At 68.6% G+C, this 15,132-nt stretch carries 19 protein-coding genes; 16 read left to right on the top strand and 3 right to left on the bottom strand.

Annotation, left to right across the window (positions count from 1 at the left end):
* Position 1 precedes the first annotated feature (1 nt).
* From fliP to B9N72_RS05395, 3 genes are read right to left on the bottom strand one after another with little or no spacing between them, the layout of a single operon-like run.
* Positions 2-760 carry a flagellar type III secretion system pore protein FliP gene (fliP, locus tag B9N72_RS05405; RefSeq protein WP_085275406.1) on the bottom strand — a complete coding sequence of 253 codons (759 nt, stop codon included), beginning with the start codon at positions 758-760 and terminating at the stop codon, positions 2-4.
* Positions 757-1,116 (bottom strand): flagellar motor switch protein FliN, encoded by a 360-nt coding sequence (fliN, locus tag B9N72_RS05400; protein WP_085275405.1) that lies wholly within the window; start codon positions 1,114-1,116, stop codon positions 757-759. The genes fliP and fliN overlap by 4 nt, the downstream gene beginning before the upstream one ends.
* A 3-nt stretch (positions 1,117-1,119) precedes the next feature.
* Complete coding sequence (locus B9N72_RS05395) at positions 1,120-1,995, bottom strand: FliM/FliN family flagellar motor switch protein (RefSeq protein WP_085275404.1); 876 nt, start codon at positions 1,993-1,995, stop codon at positions 1,120-1,122.
* A 255-nt stretch (positions 1,996-2,250) separates the two neighbouring features.
* On the opposite strand from B9N72_RS05395, the gene B9N72_RS05390 reads away from it, so the two are divergent.
* The 16 genes from B9N72_RS05390 (at position 2,251) to B9N72_RS05320 (ending at position 15,129) form a co-directional block, all read left to right on the top strand.
* Entirely contained in the window at positions 2,251-2,592 is a 342-nt protein-coding gene (locus B9N72_RS05390) for a flagellar hook-basal body complex protein FliE (protein WP_085275403.1), read from the top strand.
* Between the two features lie 14 nt (positions 2,593-2,606).
* Positions 2,607-4,301 carry a flagellar basal-body MS-ring/collar protein FliF gene (gene fliF / locus B9N72_RS05385; protein ID WP_085275402.1) on the top strand — a complete coding sequence of 565 codons (1,695 nt, stop codon included), beginning with the start codon at positions 2,607-2,609 and terminating at the stop codon, positions 4,299-4,301.
* Positions 4,285-5,334 carry a flagellar motor switch protein FliG gene (locus B9N72_RS05380; RefSeq protein WP_085275401.1) on the top strand — a complete coding sequence of 350 codons (1,050 nt, stop codon included), beginning with the start codon at positions 4,285-4,287 and terminating at the stop codon, positions 5,332-5,334. Before fliF ends, B9N72_RS05380 begins: the two co-directional genes overlap by 17 nt.
* Entirely contained in the window at positions 5,331-6,053 is a 723-nt protein-coding gene (gene fliH / locus B9N72_RS05375) for a flagellar assembly protein FliH (protein WP_085275400.1), read from the top strand. Before B9N72_RS05380 ends, fliH begins: the two co-directional genes overlap by 4 nt.
* Positions 6,054-6,055: 2 nt before the next feature.
* Positions 6,056-7,366 carry a flagellar protein export ATPase FliI gene (gene fliI, locus B9N72_RS05370; protein ID WP_085275399.1) on the top strand — a complete coding sequence of 437 codons (1,311 nt, stop codon included), beginning with the start codon at positions 6,056-6,058 and terminating at the stop codon, positions 7,364-7,366.
* Positions 7,363-7,806, top strand: coding sequence for a flagellar export protein FliJ (gene fliJ / locus B9N72_RS05365; RefSeq protein WP_085275398.1), 444 nt, complete (start codon positions 7,363-7,365; stop codon positions 7,804-7,806). The genes fliI and fliJ overlap by 4 nt, the downstream gene beginning before the upstream one ends.
* Before the next feature lie 75 nt (positions 7,807-7,881).
* Positions 7,882-9,222 carry a flagellar filament capping protein FliD gene (gene fliD / locus B9N72_RS05360; protein ID WP_085275397.1) on the top strand — a complete coding sequence of 447 codons (1,341 nt, stop codon included), beginning with the start codon at positions 7,882-7,884 and terminating at the stop codon, positions 9,220-9,222.
* Positions 9,223-9,241: 19 nt separating this feature from the next.
* Positions 9,242-9,634 carry a flagellar export chaperone FliS gene (fliS, locus tag B9N72_RS05355; RefSeq protein WP_085275396.1) on the top strand — a complete coding sequence of 131 codons (393 nt, stop codon included), beginning with the start codon at positions 9,242-9,244 and terminating at the stop codon, positions 9,632-9,634.
* A complete protein-coding gene (locus B9N72_RS05350) occupies positions 9,621-9,908 on the top strand; it encodes an ABC transporter substrate-binding protein (protein ID WP_085275395.1) in 288 nt (95 codons plus the stop codon). The genes fliS and B9N72_RS05350 overlap by 14 nt, the downstream gene beginning before the upstream one ends.
* Entirely contained in the window at positions 9,905-10,951 is a 1,047-nt protein-coding gene (locus B9N72_RS21570) for a flagellar hook-length control protein FliK (RefSeq protein WP_085275394.1), read from the top strand. The genes B9N72_RS05350 and B9N72_RS21570 overlap by 4 nt, the downstream gene beginning before the upstream one ends.
* Before the next feature lie 27 nt (positions 10,952-10,978).
* Positions 10,979-11,428 (top strand): flagellar basal body-associated FliL family protein, encoded by a 450-nt coding sequence (locus B9N72_RS05340; protein WP_085275393.1) that lies wholly within the window; start codon positions 10,979-10,981, stop codon positions 11,426-11,428.
* A gap of 7 nt (positions 11,429-11,435) precedes the next feature.
* Complete coding sequence (locus B9N72_RS05335; protein ID WP_085275392.1) at positions 11,436-12,128, top strand: RNA polymerase sigma factor FliA; 693 nt, start codon at positions 11,436-11,438, stop codon at positions 12,126-12,128.
* Positions 12,129-12,147: 19 nt separating this feature from the next.
* Complete coding sequence (gene motA, locus B9N72_RS05330; RefSeq protein ID WP_085275391.1) at positions 12,148-13,011, top strand: flagellar motor stator protein MotA; 864 nt, start codon at positions 12,148-12,150, stop codon at positions 13,009-13,011.
* Between the two features lie 11 nt (positions 13,012-13,022).
* On the top strand, positions 13,023-14,006 hold the full coding sequence (locus B9N72_RS05325) for a flagellar motor protein MotB (protein ID WP_085275390.1): 984 nt from the start codon (positions 13,023-13,025) through the stop codon (positions 14,004-14,006).
* Positions 14,007-14,095: 89 nt separating this feature from the next.
* Positions 14,096-14,422 (top strand): hypothetical protein, encoded by a 327-nt coding sequence (locus tag B9N72_RS20635; RefSeq protein ID WP_143477756.1) that lies wholly within the window; start codon positions 14,096-14,098, stop codon positions 14,420-14,422.
* A gap of 23 nt (positions 14,423-14,445) precedes the next feature.
* Positions 14,446-15,129 (top strand): Crp/Fnr family transcriptional regulator, encoded by a 684-nt coding sequence (locus tag B9N72_RS05320; protein WP_085275389.1) that lies wholly within the window; start codon positions 14,446-14,448, stop codon positions 15,127-15,129.
* The last annotated feature ends 3 nt before the right edge of the window (positions 15,130-15,132 follow it).

Raw genomic sequence — 15,132 nt, 5'->3', positions numbered from 1 at the left:
GTCAGTAGGCCTGGATCGAGGTGACGAGGGTGTTGACGGTGAGCGACCAGCCGTCCACCAGCACGAACATCAGGAGCTTGAGCGGCAGCGAGATCACCAGCGGCGAGAGCATCATCATGCCCATCGCCATCAGCACGCTGGACACCACCAGGTCGATCACCAGGAAGGGGATGAACAGCATGCAGCCGATCTGGAACGCGGTTTTCAGTTCGGACAGCACGAAGGCGGCGAGCTTGACGGCGAAGGCGTGGTCTTGCGGCTGCGCCACGTTCTCCTCGCCGGACAGCTTGGCCACCTGCGCCAGCGCCGCCTTGCTGGTCTGCGCCAGCATGAAGCGCGAGATCGGCTGCTGCGCCACGTCCAGCGCCTGCTGCATGGTGATCTTGTCCTGGTCGAACGGCAGCATCGCCTTGTTCCACACTTCCAGCCCGACCGGGCGCATGACCAGCATGGTCAGGATCAGCGCCACGCCGGTCACCAGGCGGTTGGGCAGGCCCTGCTGCAGCCCGAGCGCCTGCCTGAGCAGCGACAGCACGATCACGAAGCGGGTGAAGCTGGTCATCATCAGCATCAGCACGGGCAACAGCCCGAGCAGGGTCATGATGATGAGGATCTGGGTCTTGACCGTGAAGTCGACCGGGGTGCCGCCGGCGTTGGCGGATAGCAGCTTGAGCGCGTCGGCAGCCCAGGCCGGCGCCGTCGCCAGCAGCAGGGCGGCGCTCAGCGCGAGGCGCGGCAGGCGGTGTCGCGGGTGGATCATGGCGCCAGGGTGTCGAGGTCGAGGTCGTTGAGTTCGACCACGCGCAGGCCGTAGTTGTCGCCCGCCACCACCACTTCGGCGCGGCCGATCACCGAGCCGTTGACCTTGATGTCGAGCGGCTCGCCGGCCAGCTTGTCGAGCTCCAGCACCGAGCCTTGGCCGATGTTCACCAGGTCGGCCAGCGAGATGTCGGCGCTGCCGACTTCCAGCGTCAGCGTGACCGGAATCTTGCGCAGGAAGTGGCTCATGTCGCGTGCCGGGCGTGCCGGCGCCGCGCTGACGGGGGCGTGGTCCACTGGCGCGGCATCGATATCCTTCAGCATGCCGTCCAGGTCGAAATCGTCGTTCAGTTCCATTACTTACTCCGCATCGTCGAATGAGGTCAGGCACAGCTTGCCGTGGCTTTCGGCCACCGCGGCGGTGAATACCCGGGTGCGGCCGATGTAGACGTCGGCCTGCTGTTGCAGGCTGACCGGCAGCACCGAGCCGACCCGGAGGTCGAAGATTTCACCCAGCGTCAGGCGCTTTTCCATGAGGCGGACCGCCAGCCGGATGGACAGTTGTTCGGCAAACGGCCGCGCCAGCGCCTTGCCCGCGGTCTGGCCCGGCAGCGCCGCCTGCCGCGACAGCTGGCGCAGCACCTGGGCGAACACCGCCGCGTCCAGCGCCAGGCCGATCTGGCTCGTGCCGCCGCTGCCGGCTTCGCCCAGCGTCAGCTGCATGTGCCAGGCTGGCGTTTCGCCGGGGGGGAAGGGCAGGGTCTCCACCGCCGGGTCAGTCTTGTGCGTTGGCATGCCGCTCTTGGCCAGGCGCCACACCGCCTGCACCAGGCGCGCGGTGAGGCGCTCGCCCAGCATGCGCGCCAGGCGTCGTTCGGTTTCGGTTTCGCGCGGCGGCTGGGAGGCGGGCAACGCCGGGCTGGTGCGTCCGCCGTAGCGGTAGTCGAGGATGCGCAGCAGCAGCGGGCGCGCCACGTTGACGCCGATGCCGGCGCCGTCGAGGCGGTGCCAGGTGCGGCGCTCCGGGTCGAGGTCGGCCTGGCCGGCCTGCACGCCCTTGAACTGGAACTGGGCGCGGTAACGGGCGTTGAGCTCGTGTGCGACGAAGTCGGCCAGTTCCTGTTCCACCAGCCGCAGGAACACCGGCAGCAGATGGAAGGGGCGTCCCAGCGTGGTCGGGTCCAGCGCCGCTAAGCGGGCTCCGTCGGCGGGAGGAAGGATTCTGGACTTGGGCATGGCAGGTCTGTTCGGGTTGCGGGGCCGGCCTGCGGCGGGCGAGCCGCAGCGGGACAAATGATCGCGCATCTTACTGAATGGCCGTGGCACTGAGAGGTGAAAATTCACACAAGCGCTTGTGAAAATTCACGGCGCTTATCAGTAAGTAAAAGTTTAAACTGCCCGGAAATTTGCCAAGGATAGGCTGGGGAAGATACGGATTCGGCTCCGCCCGTTCCGGCCCTGCCAACGGCCCTGTACCGCAAGGAATTTCGCATGACTCCATCCCTGGGCGTGATGATCAACGCCGACCAGACGCAACTGCTCCGCGATATGTCGGGGCTGACCAAGGTGGCGGCCGCCGCCGAGCCGGCCGGACTTGACGCCGCGCCGGCGGCGTCGAGCTTTTCGCAGGCGATGCAGGGGGCGGTGCGCGAGGTCGACGCCCAGACCCGCGCCGCCAACGACAAGATGGCCGAGGTGGACAGCGGCAAGAGCGACGACCTGGTCGGGGCGATGATGCTGAGCCAGGAAGCCAGCCTGTCGTTCTCGATGCTGATGCAGATCCGTAACAAGGTAGTCGGCGCCGTCGACGACCTGATCAAGATGCCCATCTGAAGCGCAGGTCCGACGTGATAGCTCAACTCCGTTCCGGCCTGGCCTCGTGGCGCGGCCTCGCCGCCCGCCGCCCGGCCATGCCCGCCGCCGCCGTCCGTACCCTGTTGCCGCTGCTGGTGCTGGCCATCGGCCTGACGCTGGCGGTGACGTTCTGGCTGTGGCGCGACGATGCCCGCTACAAGCCGGTGTTCGGCGCCCAGGAAAAGGTGGTCGCCGCCGACATGATGGCGGTGCTCGACGCCGAGAAGATTCCCTACCGCATTCACCCGCAGACCGGCCAGGTGCTGGTGCCGGACGCCGATCTGGGTCGTGTGCGCATGGCGCTCGCCGCCAAGGGCGTGGTGGCGCAGCTGCCGGCCGGGCTGGAACTGTTGGACAAGAACGATCCGCTCGGCGTCAGCCAGTTCGTGCAGGACGTGCGTTTCCGCCGCGGCCTGGAGGGCGAACTGACCCAGAGCATCCTGGCGCTGGAGCCGGTGCAGGGCGCGCGCGTGCACCTGTCGCTGCCGCGCTCCTCGTCCTTCGTCACGGCGGGCGAGGACAAGGGCTCGGCCTCGGTGGTGGTGACGCTGAAGCCGGGGCGACAGCTCTCCAACGAGCAGATCGCCGCCGTGGTCAACCTGGTGGCAGGTAGCGTGTCGAGCCTGAACCCGGCCAAGGTGACGCTGGTGGACCAGGCCGGCAACCTGCTGTCGTCGCGCATCGAGTTGGCCGAAGGCGGCCAGCCCGCCGCCGAGAGCGACGCCGCCAAGCGTTACCGCGAGGAGGCGCTGGAGAACGTGCGCGCGCTGCTGACCCCGGTGGTCGGCGCCGACAACTTCAAGGTCAGCATCACCGCCGAGGTGGACAACGACCGCGTCGAGGAGACGCGCGAGAAGTACGGCGAGGCGCCCAAGATCACCAACGAGGCGTCGCGCGAGGAAAAATCCAACGACAAGCTGGCGCTGGGCATTCCCGGTTCGCTCAGCAACCGTCCGATCAATACCGATTCCTCGGCGCCGGCGCAGGAGAGCGTCGGCGGCAACAGCAAGAACGCTGTGACGCGCCAGTACGCCTACGACCGCAGCATCATGCAGATCAAGCATGCGCGCGGTCGGCTGGCACGGCTGTCGGTGGCGGTGGTGCTGAACCAGGCCGCCGCGCCGGCCAAGGGCGGCTGGCAGGCGGAGCAGCTCGCCAACGTCGACAAGGTGCTGCGCAACGGCCTGGGTATCAAGGCCGAGCGCGGCGATGCGCTGGCGGTGACGGCGATGAACTTCCCCGGCCAGGTGGCACTGGAGCCGTGGTGGCAGCAGCGCGACACCCTGCTCGACGGCGCCAGCTGGCTGGCCTACGGCATGGCGGCCCTGCTGGGCTACCTGCTGATCGCGCGTCCGCTGTTGAAGATCCTGCGCCAGTGGGCGAGCCGGCCGGCCGCCGCCGGGGCGCTGGTGCCGCTGGCGACCGATGGCCAACCGGAACCGCTGCTGCTGGAGCCGGACGAGCAGCCGGCCGGCACCGTGCCGCAGGGCCGTCCGCTGGCGTTGCCGGAGGGGCAGCCCACCGGCGCGAGCCCGGTGATGCCGCTGCTGGAGAACTACGATTTGCCGCCGGCGGGTTCGTCGGTGGACGTGCTGGTCGACCATCTCAAGGGTCTGGCCGCCAAGGAACCGGAGCGTGTGGCCGAGGTGGTGAAACAGTGGGTGCAGAAAGATGGAAGAAACCAGTAAGCCCGGCGCGAGCGCCGCTTCGGCCAACCTGCCGGCCGATCCCGCCGCGATGACCCCGGTGCAGCAGGCTGCCATCCTGCTGTTGTGCATGGGCGAGGAGCCGGCCGCCGGCGTGCTGCGCTGTCTGTCGCGCGAGGAGCTGCTGGCGGTCACCCAGGAGATGTCGGGCCTGAGCGGCATCAAGGTGGACGCGGTCAAGGGCGCGATCCAGAAATTCTTCGACGAATACCGCGAGCAGAGCGGGGTGCACGGCGCCAGCCGCTCCTTCCTCAAGCGCTCGCTCGACCTGGCGCTGGGCAGCGACATCGCCAACAGCGTACTCGACAACATCTACGGCGACGCCATCCGTCCCAAGATGGCGCGCCTGCAGTGGGTCTCGCCGCAGTGGCTGGCGGACCGCATCGCCAGCGAGCACGTGCGCATGCAGGCGGTGTTCCTCGCCTTCCTGCCGCCGGCGCTGGCGGGCCAGGTGGTGGAGGTGCTGCCGGAAGAAAACCGCGACCGCGTGCTGGTCAACATCGCCCGTCTCAAGGACGTCGACCGCGACCTCCTGCTCGAGTTGGAGGAGCTGGTCAACCGCTGCCTGGAAAGCCTGCACACGCAGAGCACGGCGGTGGAAGGCATGCAGCAGACCGCCGACATCATCAACCGCCTGCCGGGCGACCGCGCCCGCATGATCGAACTCTTGCGCGCGCACGACCCGGACATCGTCGGCGAGATCGAGGCGCGCATGTACGACTTCTTCGTGCTGTCGCGCCAGACCGAGACGGTGCTGATGCGCATCGCCGAGGAGGTGGCGCTGGAGCAGTGGGCGATCGCGCTCAAGGGCGCCGAGCCGGCGGTGCGCGAGGCTATCGTGCAGACCATGCCGCGCCGCCAGGCGCAGAGCTTCGAGGACATGATGCGCCGCTCCGGCCCGGTGCCGAAAAGCCGCGTCGAAGAGGTGCGGCGCGAGATCATGGCGCAGGTCAAGGCGCTGGCCGACGCCGGCGAGATCGACCTGCAGCTGTTCCCCGAGGAAGTGGTCGAGTGAAGCACTGGCGCCCGTTCCGTTTCCCGCCGTTGCTCCAGGTGCCGGCCGCCGCGCCCGGCCCGCACGGTGACGATGCCGTGCAGCTGCAGGCCTCGGTCGCCGACGGTTTCCGCCAGGGCATGGACGCCGGTTACCGCGAGGGCGTGGCCGCCGGCGAGCAGGCCGGGCGCGACGCCGGCCTGGCCCAAGGGTTGGCCGAAGGCCGCGCGCAGGGCTTCGAGGCGGCGCGGCGCGAGGTGCTGGCGCAGTTCGACGGCCTGGCCGCCCCGCTCGCCGCGGCGGCCGAGGCGATGCGCCGCACCTGCGAGGACTACCAGGGCGCGCTGCGCGAGGACGTGGTCGAGCTGGTGGCCAAGGTGGCGCGCCAGGTGATCCGCTGCGAGCTGACGCTGAAGCCGGCGCAGATCCTGGACCTGGTCGAGGAGACGCTGGCCGCGCTGCCGCCGGTGAGCGGCGAGGTGGAGGTGCTGCTCAACGCCGAGGAGTGCGCACGCATCCGCGAGCTGGCGCCGGAGCGCGCCGCGCGCTGGCGCCTGGTGCCGGACGCCAAGCTGGCCGCCGGCGAGTGCCGCGTGCGCACCGCCGAGAGCGAGGCCGACGCCGGCTGCCAGCAGCGCCTGGAAGCCTGTCTCGACAAGGTGCGCGAGCAGATGGGCGCGGCAGCGCCGCTGACTGCGCCCGGCGGCACGGCCGGGACCGGCGCCGTGGCGGAGGTCTGAGCATGCTGCGCGCCGCGCTGGAAAAGCTGGAACTCGACGACGTGCCGGTGGCGACCGTCACCGGCCGCCTGGTCGGGGCCTCGGGCCTGCTCTTGGAGAGCGTCGGCTGCCCGCTCGAGACCGGCCAGCGCTGCCTGATCGAAACCGCCGCCGGCGAGTGGCTGCAGGCGCAGGTGGTCGGCTTCAAGCGCGAGGTGTCCTACCTCATGCCGTTCAAGAAGCCGGTCGGGCTGACCACCGGCGCGCGCGTGCAGCCGGCGCCGGATGCCGCCGGGCTGTTCATCGGCCCGTCCTGGCTCGGGCGCATCGTCAACGGCCTGGGCGAGCCGCTCGACGGCCTGGGCCGCCTCGGCGGCGAGCATCCGCTGGCGGCGCATCCGCCGCGTATCAATCCCCTGAAAAAGCGCCCGGTCGACGCCCCGCTCGACGTCGGCGTGCGCGCCATCAACGGCCTGTTGACGCTGGGGCGCGGCCAGCGCGTCGGCCTGTTCGCCGGCAGCGGTGTCGGCAAGAGTGTGCTGCTCGGCATGATCACCCGCCACACCGAGGCCGACGTGGTGGTGGTCGGCCTGATCGGCGAACGCGGCCGCGAGGTGCGCGAGTTCGTCGAGCACGCGCTGGGCGCCGAGGGCCTGGCCAAGGCGGTGCTGGTGGTGGCGCCGGCCGACGAGTCACCGCTGATGCGGCTCAAGGCCACCGAACTCACCCACACCATCGCCGCGCATTTCCGCGACCAGGGGCGCCACGTGCTGCTGCTGGTCGACTCGCTCACGCGCTACGCCATGGCGCAGCGCGAGGTGGCGCTGGCGCTGGGCGAGCCCCCCGCCACGCGCGGCTACCCGCCGTCGGTGTTCGGCCTGCTGCCGACGTTGGCCGAAAGCGCCGGCAACGGCGAGGGCGAGGGCAGCATGAGCGCCATCTACACCGTGCTGGCCGAAGGCGACGATCAGCAGGACCCGGTGGTCGACACCGCGCGCGCCATCCTCGACGGCCACATCGTGCTGTCGCGCGGGCTGGCCGAGCGCGGCCACTACCCCGCCATCGATATTTCCGCCTCGGTCAGCCGCTGCATGGGGTTGGTGGCCGGAGCGAGCCAGCGCGAGGCGGCGCGCACCCTGCGCGGGCTGTGGGCGCGCTACCAGGAAGTGCGCGCGTTGATCCCGCTGGGCGGCTATGTGCCCGGCGCCGACGCCGAGACCGACCGCGCGGTGCAGCGGATGCCGCTCATCGAACGTTTCCTGTGCCAGGACGCCGCCGTCGCGGCGCCCTACGGTGCGTCCCTGCAGCAACTCGAGGAATTGTCCGCATCATGAAACAGCAAGAAGCCCTGCATCGCCTGCAGCTGATGGTGCGGCTGCGCGACCACGACGTGCAACGCCTGGAAACCGAACTGGTCGCCAAGCGCCGCCTGCAGGAACGCTACCGCCGCAACATCGAGCGCATGGGCGAACTGTGCGGCCAGAGCGGGGCCAGCGCGGCCACCGCCTCGCCGGCGCTGGCGCTCAACTGCGCCGGCTACAAGGGCGCGCTGCTGCAGCTGATGGCCTCGCAGCAGCAGGATCTGAATCTGGCCGAAGCCGATGCCGCGGTGAGCCAGCACGCGCTGGCGACGGCCACGCTGCGGCGCGAAGCGCTGGCGCAGGTGCGCGACGACGCCGCCGCGCAGCTCGCCGGCGAGCGGGCCCGGCGCGAGCAGAAGCACAGCGACGACTTCGCCGGCCAGAACTGGTGGCGCGGCCGCGGCACGGTGTGATTATTCACGCCGCCTGAAGGAAACCGCCGTTCCGGTCGCCTTGGACAGATATTGAGACCGGATAAGGAGCACACCATGGCCGACATCAACCCGACGCAGATGGCCACGCAGCTGGCCAACCTGTACGTGCAGCAGGCGCAGCAGCGCCTGTCCACGCAGAACAGCAGCGCCAAGGCGCGCAGCGATGGCCTGAGCAAGCTGCAGAGCGCGTTGCAGGACTTCCGCTCGGCGCTGAGCACGCTGTCGGCCAAGAAGAGCATGGTGGCGATGAGCGCCAGCTTCAGCCAGAGCAACGCCGGCACCGTCAGCGCCAGCGGCACGGCCCAGGCCGGCAGCTACTCGCTGTTCGTCGAGCAGCTGGCGAGCGCGCAGCAGTTGGCGTATGACGGCGTATCCGGCGCCAGCGGCGGCACCCTCACCGTCAGCCTCGGCGGCAACCCCTTCAGCGTCGATCTCGCCAGCGCCGACCGCGACGGCGACCACAATCTCACCACCAGCGAAATCGCCCTGGCCATCAACCAGGCCGCGGGCAACGCCGGCAAGGTCAACGCCATGGTGCTGACCGCCAACGGCATCTCGCGCCTGGTGCTGACCTCGGGCAAGACCGGTACCGCCAACACCATCGGCGTCGACGCCAGCCAGGTCAGCGATCCCGCCCTGCAGGCCGCCTTCGCGGCTTCGTCGCAACTGAGCCCGGCGCAGGATGCCAAGGTCTGGCTGGGCGGGCAGGGCAGCGGGGTGCTGATGAAGCAGGCCTCCAACACCTTCACGTCCATCGACGGCGTCACCATGACCTTCGGCGCCCCGAGCGTCGGCCAGTCGCTGACGCTGGACGTGGCGCGCAGCGACAGCGACACCGGCGGCAACGTGCAGAACTTCGTCGACGCCTACAACACGCTGCTCAAGTCGCTGGGCAGCCTGACCGCCGCCGGGGGCGCAGACAAGGGCCAGAAGGCCGGGCCGTTCGCCACCGACGCCGGGGTGCGCTCGCTGCGCGACCATCTCAACACCCTGATCCGCCAGAGCTTCGGCGGTGTGCGCCTGTCCGACCTGGGCATCACCGCCGCGCGCGACGGCACGCTGTCACTCGATCGCAGCAAGCTCGACAAGTTGTTGGCCAACCAGCCCACCGTGCTCGACGGCTTCTTCAACGGCAGCAACGCCGACGGCCTGCTCGCCCAGGCCGGAAGCTATCTCGACAAGTGGCTCAACGCCAGCAGCGGCCTGATCACGCAGCGCAAGGACAGCGCGCAGCGCATGCAGAACGACCTCGACGCGCAGCAGACGCGCATCGATAACCAGTACGACCAGGCCTACAAGCGCTACCTGGCGCAGTTCACCCAGCTGCAGACCATGCAGGCGCAGATGAGTCAGACCCTGGATTCACTCAACAGCTACTTCAGCAGTAACCCGTAACCGACGACAGGAAGCTACCTTGGATTACGAAGCCTACCGCAGTTACCACTCGGTCAACCTGGAAGCGCAGACCGCCACCGCCTCGCCGGTGCAGCTGGTGCTGGTGCTGTTCGACGGCCTGCTGGAAGAGCTGGCGCGCGCCCGCGGCCACCTGGAGGGGCAGCGTTTCGAGCAGAAGGGCGACAGCATCACCAAGTGCATCAACATCCTCAACGGCCTCTCCAGCGCGCTGGATTTCGAGTCGGGCGGCGAGGTGGTGACCGACCTGGCGCGGCTCTACGACTACTGCGCCTTCCGCCTCTACCACGCCAGCGTGGAGCTCGACGTGGCGGCGCTGGACGAGGTCGTCAGCCTGCTGGGCACGCTCAAGGGCGGCTGGATGGGAGTGCGCGATCAGCATGAAGCCGCTTGAGTTGGAGCAACTGGAACAGGCCCTGCGCGTAGCCCTGGCGGCGCAGGACTGGGAGCGGCTGACGGCGCTGGACGCGCGGCTGTCGGCGTGGCTGGCCGCTGCGCCGGCGGCCATCGAGCGCGCCCGCCTCGAGCGCCTGGGCGTGCTTTACCGTGAAATCCTGGCGGCCGGCAGGGCGGCCGGCGCCGAGCTGGAACAGCGCTTGGCTCTGCTGAGCCGGGAACGCGAAGGCCAGCTCGCCTACGCCCAGGCCCGGCAATGGGAGGGCGCATGACGACCTTGCCCACCCTGTCCACCGTCCCGGTACCGGAAACCCGTTCCGCCGAACCCGTCGGCGTCGCGGCGGTGGCGCCGGCCTCGACTCCCGCCGCGTCCCCCGACGCCGCTGCGCCGGTCGACTTCGCCGCGGCGCTGCTGGCGGCGGTGCTGCCGGTGCCCAGCCCGGCATCGCCGGCGCTGGGCGCAGCATCCCCTGCGGCGACCACCGATGCCGGGCCGGACGGCGAGCACCATCACAGCGAGCAGGAGCAGACGGCCACGGCGTTGCCGGCCGTGCCGGTCACGCCCTTGTCGCTGGTGCTGCCGCCGTTCCCGCTCACCGCGCCGTTGCCTTCGGCCAACCTTTCCGCGTTGCCGGGCCTGGCCGGCGTGGCGGCAGGCAGCGTGCCGGCCTCGGCGCGCGACAGCCTGGCCCCCGCCGCTACCACCGTTCCCGCGCTGCTGGCCGACGGCCAATCCCCGGTCGCTGCCGGGCTCCCGCTGGGGATGACGGTGCCGGACGGCAGTACGCTGGCGCAGGCCGGCAGCCCGGCGCCGAGCCCGCTACCGGGCTGGTTCGTCCATGCCCAGGGCGTCGAGCCGCGCGCGGCCTTGCCGGAATGGGCACCGGTGGCGCTGCCGGCCGACCAGCCGGCGCGCTGGGGCGAGTCGCTGCGCGCCGCGCTGGGCGAGCGCCTGGCGGTGCAAAGCACGCACGGCATGGACCGCGCGCTGATCCGCCTCGACCCGCCCGCATTCGGTTCGCTGGAAATCGCCATCCGCCATGAGGCCGGCGCCCTGACGGTGCAGCTGGTGGCCTCGCACGGCGAGGTAGTGCGCCAGCTGCAGGCGATCGGCGACGCGCTGCGCCAGGACCTGTCGGCACGGCAGTACACCCAGGTGGCGGTGGAGGTGCGCGAAGGCGCGCCCGGTGGCGGCCAAGGCCAAGGTCAGAGCCAGAGTCGTTCCGGCCGCGAGGGCCAGCAGAACGAGCGGGCGCCGGGGCGCGCCCTGGCCGAGGCCGGCGGCGATGGCTCCGCACCGTTTGCGCTGGCGTAGGGCTGAGGCAGAGAAAGGACAGATCGGATGAATACGAAAACGATAATGGGTGCGGTGCTGGGGATGGTGCTGGCCGTGGCGCTTGGTGCCGGCGGCGTCTACTGGTGGCTGGGGCAGGGCAAGGCAGCCGCCGCGCCGGCCTCCAGCGAGAAGGCTGAGCCGAGCCGCTACGTCAGCCTGGACAAGGTGATCGTCATGCTGCGCAGCGAGGCGGGCGACTCCGAACTGCACTACATGGCGCTCGACCTGGTGTTCCGCACCGGCGAGACGCACGAAAAGGAGCTCAAGGAGCAGCTGCCCTTCCTCAAGACCGTGGCGGTGCGCGCGCTGTCGCCGCTCGCGCTGGCGCGCGCCTCCGGCATGACCATCGACGACTACCAGAAGCTGCTGGGCAAGGCCTACCGCGCCAGCTACGGTGCCGAACATGGCGCCCAGCCGTTCAGCGAAGTCATGGTCGGCAAGCTGATCATCGAGTAAGCGCATCATGTACGCCGACTACGCCACCCCCGACGCGCCGGCCGAACTCGAGGCGCGGTGCCTGCGCGACTTCGCCCCGCTGGTGAAGCGGGTGGCGCGCCAGCTCAACTCGCAAGCCAACGGCGTGATCGAGCGCGAGGACATGGAGCAGATCGGCCTGATGGCGCTGCTCGAGGCGCTGCGCCGTTACGGCGAACCGGACCCGCGCTTTGCCGGCTACGCCGTGCTGCGCGTGCGCGGCGCCATCCTCGACGAGCTGCGCCGCCTCGACTGGCGGCCGCGCGCGCTGCGCCAGGACGCGCACCGCCTGCGCGACGGTCTGCGCGAGCTGACGCGGCGCCTCGGGCGCGAGCCCAGCGAGGCGGAAGCAGTCGCGCACTTGGGGCTCAGCGCCGAGGAGTACCGTGAGCTGCTGGTGGCGGAAAACGCCGAGGCCATGGCCAGCTTCGACGAACTGGTCGCCGCCGGCGTCGAGCCGGTCGACGACAACACCCCCGAGGCCAGCGTGCTGCAGCGGCGCACCCTGGCGGCGGCGCTCACCGCACTGGACGAGCGCGAACAGCGCGTGATCCAGCTCTACTACGAATTCGAACTCAGCCTCAAGGAGATCGCCGCCGTGCTCGACCTGACCGAAGCGCGGGTGTGCCAGATCAACAAGAGTGCCCTCAAGAAAATGAAGGTCCGGCTCGACGCCGCCTGAACTCCCTGGAAAGGCAACTATGCAGCAACTACTCGGCATCGGCATCGTTCTCGGATGCGTCTTCGGCGGCTTCATGCTGGGCGGAGGCTCGTTCCACGTCATCTGGCAACCGGTGGAACTGCTCATCATCTGCGGCGCCGCGATCGGCGCCATCGTGCTGGGCAACCCCAAGCACGTGCTGCTGGAAATGGGCGGCCAGATCAAGCGCGTGGTGCTGCGCAAGAAGCACGGCGCCGAATTCCAGCGCCAGCTGCTGCTGTTGATGTACGAACTTCTGATCACCGCGAGCCAGGGCCTGAAGGCGCTCGACGAACACGTCGAGGCGCCGCGCCAGAGCCCGCTGTTCAACCGTTACCCGCTGGTGCTGCAGCAGCCCAAGCTGCTGGCCTTCATCGTCGATAATTTCCGCCTGATGGCGATGGGCAAGATCAGCGCGCACGAACTGGAAGGCGTGCTCGACCAGGAAATCGACGCCATCCACGAGGAGCTCAACCAGCCCTCCAAGTCGCTGCACAAGATCGGCGAGGCGATGCCGGGCTTCGGCATCCTGGCCGCGGTGCTGGGCATCGTCATGACCATGAACAGCGTCGGCAACGGCGCCACCACCGGCGAGATCGCCGAGAAGGTCGGCGCCGCCATGGTCGGCACCTTCATCGGCATCTTCTTCTGCTACGGCGTGCTCGATCCGCTCAGCAACGTGATGCACCAGCAGGTCAAGGAGGAGCTGTCCAACTTCGAATCGGTCAAGGTGGTGATCACCACGCACGCCTCCGGCAAGCCCCCGCTGTTGGCGATCGACGCCGGGCGCCGCCTGGTCCAGCTCAACACCAAGCCGAGCTTTTCGCAGCTGGAAAGCTGGATCAACGCGCTGCAAGGCGCGTGAGGTAGCGCACCGTGAGCCTGGACAAGAAAAAGGACGGCAACGCCGCCGTCATCAAGAAAGTGTCGCGGCGCCACGACGATGGCGGCCACAGCGGGGCGTGGAAGGTGGCCTTCGCCGACTTCGTGCTGGCCCTGATGTGCCTGTTCCTGGTGATGTGGCTGCTCGCCTCGCGTGAGCAGGAGACCATGGCGCAGCTCTTGCGCAACGGCGGCGGCAGTCCGCTGGCGGAGGGCACCCAGTCGCGCATCGAGCACCAGGGCACGCCGCACGGCAGCCTGATCCCACGCGAACTGGTGCCCGGCCAGCAGGCCACCGAGTCACGCCCCAATTCGCAGGTCAAGAGCAGCGGCCAGCCCTCCGCGCTGGACGACGGCAACGGACCCAAGCTGCGCCACCGCTACGACAGTGCCGCCGATCTGCAGAAGCTGGCCAAGATGATGTCGGACCTGTCGGTCGAGGCCGGGCTCGCCGGCAACATCCAGACCGTGATCACCCCCTACGGCCTGCGCGTGATGCTGCACGACACCGACAAACAGGGCATGTTCGAGCGTGGCAGCGCGGTGATCAACGAGCGCTTCAAGCACCTGCTGCAGAAGATGGGGCAGATGTTCGCCCACATCGACAACCAGCTGTTGCTGGTGGGCCATACCGACTCGCTGCAGTACAAGGGGCAGGACTACGCCGCCTTCTCCAACTGGAGCCTGTCCAGCAACCGTGCCATGGCGGCGCGCATGCAGTTGCTGCTGGGGGGGATGGCCAGCAACGGCATCCTGCAGGTGGTCGGCATGGCCGACCGTGCTCCGCTCGATCCGCGTCATCCGGACGCCGCGCTCAACCGCCGTATCGAACTCCTGGTGCTGACCTCCGGCCAGGCGCAGACGGTGGCGGCGATGTTCGGCATGCCCGGGGAGGGCAGCCAGCCCGCCGCCGGCGCCGAGAAACCCTCCGCAGCCGAACTGGCCGCGCTCAAGCAGCAACTGCGTCTCGTTCCTTAGAGCCTGTTCAAGGTCGTTTTTCGACTGCGCAGGCCCTTCGGGGCCGGGTGCAGCCGGCGCATTGCCTCGTCGTTCGTCCCTGGCCGTGAATGACACTGTGGCGGGACTCTCTTCTCGCGCTGCATCCAGCAGTACTCGGCCGCCGCCGCAAAAAGACCTTGAACAGGTTCTTCGCCCCGCCTTACCTCAAGCCCCGCCTTACCTCCGCCACAGAGCCCGGACAAAAATCCGGGCTGTTGATTATCCAGATCAAGAAAAGTTCACTAATTGCTTTGCAAAACTTTACAATAAGGCCGTTATTAATAACAATGGCGCCGTTAATCGATTTGGCATGGCCTGGAAAACTAAAAAATGCCAATAACCGTCCGTTCCACAACGGTCATTCCATGCCGCGCCACGCGGTGGTGTTTGTTTAAATAGCTCGTGCACATATAAATAAATGAAAAAGCAAGATATCAAACAGCTCCTGCTCGCGACCGATTTTTTCGGTAGCCTCAACGATTTCGCTCTCGACGAATTGATCGACCTCGCCGTTCCACTGAACTTGCGCAAGGGCGACCCGCTGTTCCTGGAGGGGGGAAACAGCGCCGCGATTTACCTGCTGATCGGCGGGCGCATCGAGTCCTTCGTCTCGGACGGACAGGGCAAGAAGTTCGTGTTCATGTTCAACCAACCGGGCGAACTGCTGGGCGAGGTCACCTACCTGGACGGCGGGCCGTGCGCCTGGAGCGCCGTGGCCGAGCGCGACTGCCAGCTCTTGATGTTCCGGCGCGCCGACCTGGTCAGCGTGTTCGGCGTGGCCGACGGTCTGCCCTGCGAGACCATCCGCAGCAAGATCCTGCTGCGCCTGGCCGGCATGGTGCGACGCATCTCGACCTCGGCCAAGAACCTGGCGCTGCTCGACGTCTACGGCCGCATCCGCATCCTGTTCAACGAACTGCTGGTCGAAGAAGATGGTGTGATCATGCTGGACAAGCCGCTCACCCAGCAGGAAATCGCCGATCAGATCGGCTCCTCGCGCGAGATGGTGGCGCGCATCCTCAAAGAACTGGTCTACGGCCACTACATCCGCATGGAAAACCGCCGCATTGTGCTCTTGAAGATGCTGCCGGAGAATTTTTAAGTT

Origin of the sequence: Pseudogulbenkiania subflava DSM 22618 (assembly GCF_900177275.1) — a bacterium.
Classification (GTDB): Bacteria; Pseudomonadota; Gammaproteobacteria; order Burkholderiales; family Chromobacteriaceae; genus Pseudogulbenkiania; species Pseudogulbenkiania subflava.
The sequence above is the reverse complement of the archived record's forward strand: the minus strand, read 5'-3'. Positions and strand labels throughout refer to the sequence as shown.

Excerpts from the sequence above, each read along its gene's own strand:
- fliP (WP_085275406.1), bottom strand. The coding sequence starts at position 760 with ATGATCCACCCGCGACACCGCCTGCCGCGCCTCGCGCTGAGCGCCGCC.
- fliN (WP_085275405.1), bottom strand. The coding sequence starts at position 1,116 with ATGGAACTGAACGACGATTTCGACCTGGACGGCATGCTGAAGGATATC.
- B9N72_RS05395 (WP_085275404.1), bottom strand. The coding sequence starts at position 1,995 with ATGCCCAAGTCCAGAATCCTTCCTCCCGCCGACGGAGCCCGCTTAGCG.
- B9N72_RS05390 (WP_085275403.1), top strand. The coding sequence starts at position 2,251 with ATGACTCCATCCCTGGGCGTGATGATCAACGCCGACCAGACGCAACTG.
- B9N72_RS05380 (WP_085275401.1), top strand. The coding sequence starts at position 4,285 with ATGGAAGAAACCAGTAAGCCCGGCGCGAGCGCCGCTTCGGCCAACCTG.
- fliI (WP_085275399.1), top strand. The coding sequence starts at position 6,056 with ATGCTGCGCGCCGCGCTGGAAAAGCTGGAACTCGACGACGTGCCGGTG.
- fliJ (WP_085275398.1), top strand. The coding sequence starts at position 7,363 with ATGAAACAGCAAGAAGCCCTGCATCGCCTGCAGCTGATGGTGCGGCTG.
- fliD (WP_085275397.1), top strand. The coding sequence starts at position 7,882 with ATGGCCGACATCAACCCGACGCAGATGGCCACGCAGCTGGCCAACCTG.
- B9N72_RS05350 (WP_085275395.1), top strand. The coding sequence starts at position 9,621 with ATGAAGCCGCTTGAGTTGGAGCAACTGGAACAGGCCCTGCGCGTAGCC.
- B9N72_RS21570 (WP_085275394.1), top strand. The coding sequence starts at position 9,905 with ATGACGACCTTGCCCACCCTGTCCACCGTCCCGGTACCGGAAACCCGT.
- B9N72_RS05340 (WP_085275393.1), top strand. The coding sequence starts at position 10,979 with ATGAATACGAAAACGATAATGGGTGCGGTGCTGGGGATGGTGCTGGCC.
- B9N72_RS05335 (WP_085275392.1), top strand. The coding sequence starts at position 11,436 with ATGTACGCCGACTACGCCACCCCCGACGCGCCGGCCGAACTCGAGGCG.
- motA (WP_085275391.1), top strand. The coding sequence starts at position 12,148 with ATGCAGCAACTACTCGGCATCGGCATCGTTCTCGGATGCGTCTTCGGC.
- B9N72_RS20635 (WP_143477756.1), top strand. The coding sequence starts at position 14,096 with ATGACACTGTGGCGGGACTCTCTTCTCGCGCTGCATCCAGCAGTACTC.
- B9N72_RS05320 (WP_085275389.1), top strand. The coding sequence starts at position 14,446 with ATGAAAAAGCAAGATATCAAACAGCTCCTGCTCGCGACCGATTTTTTC.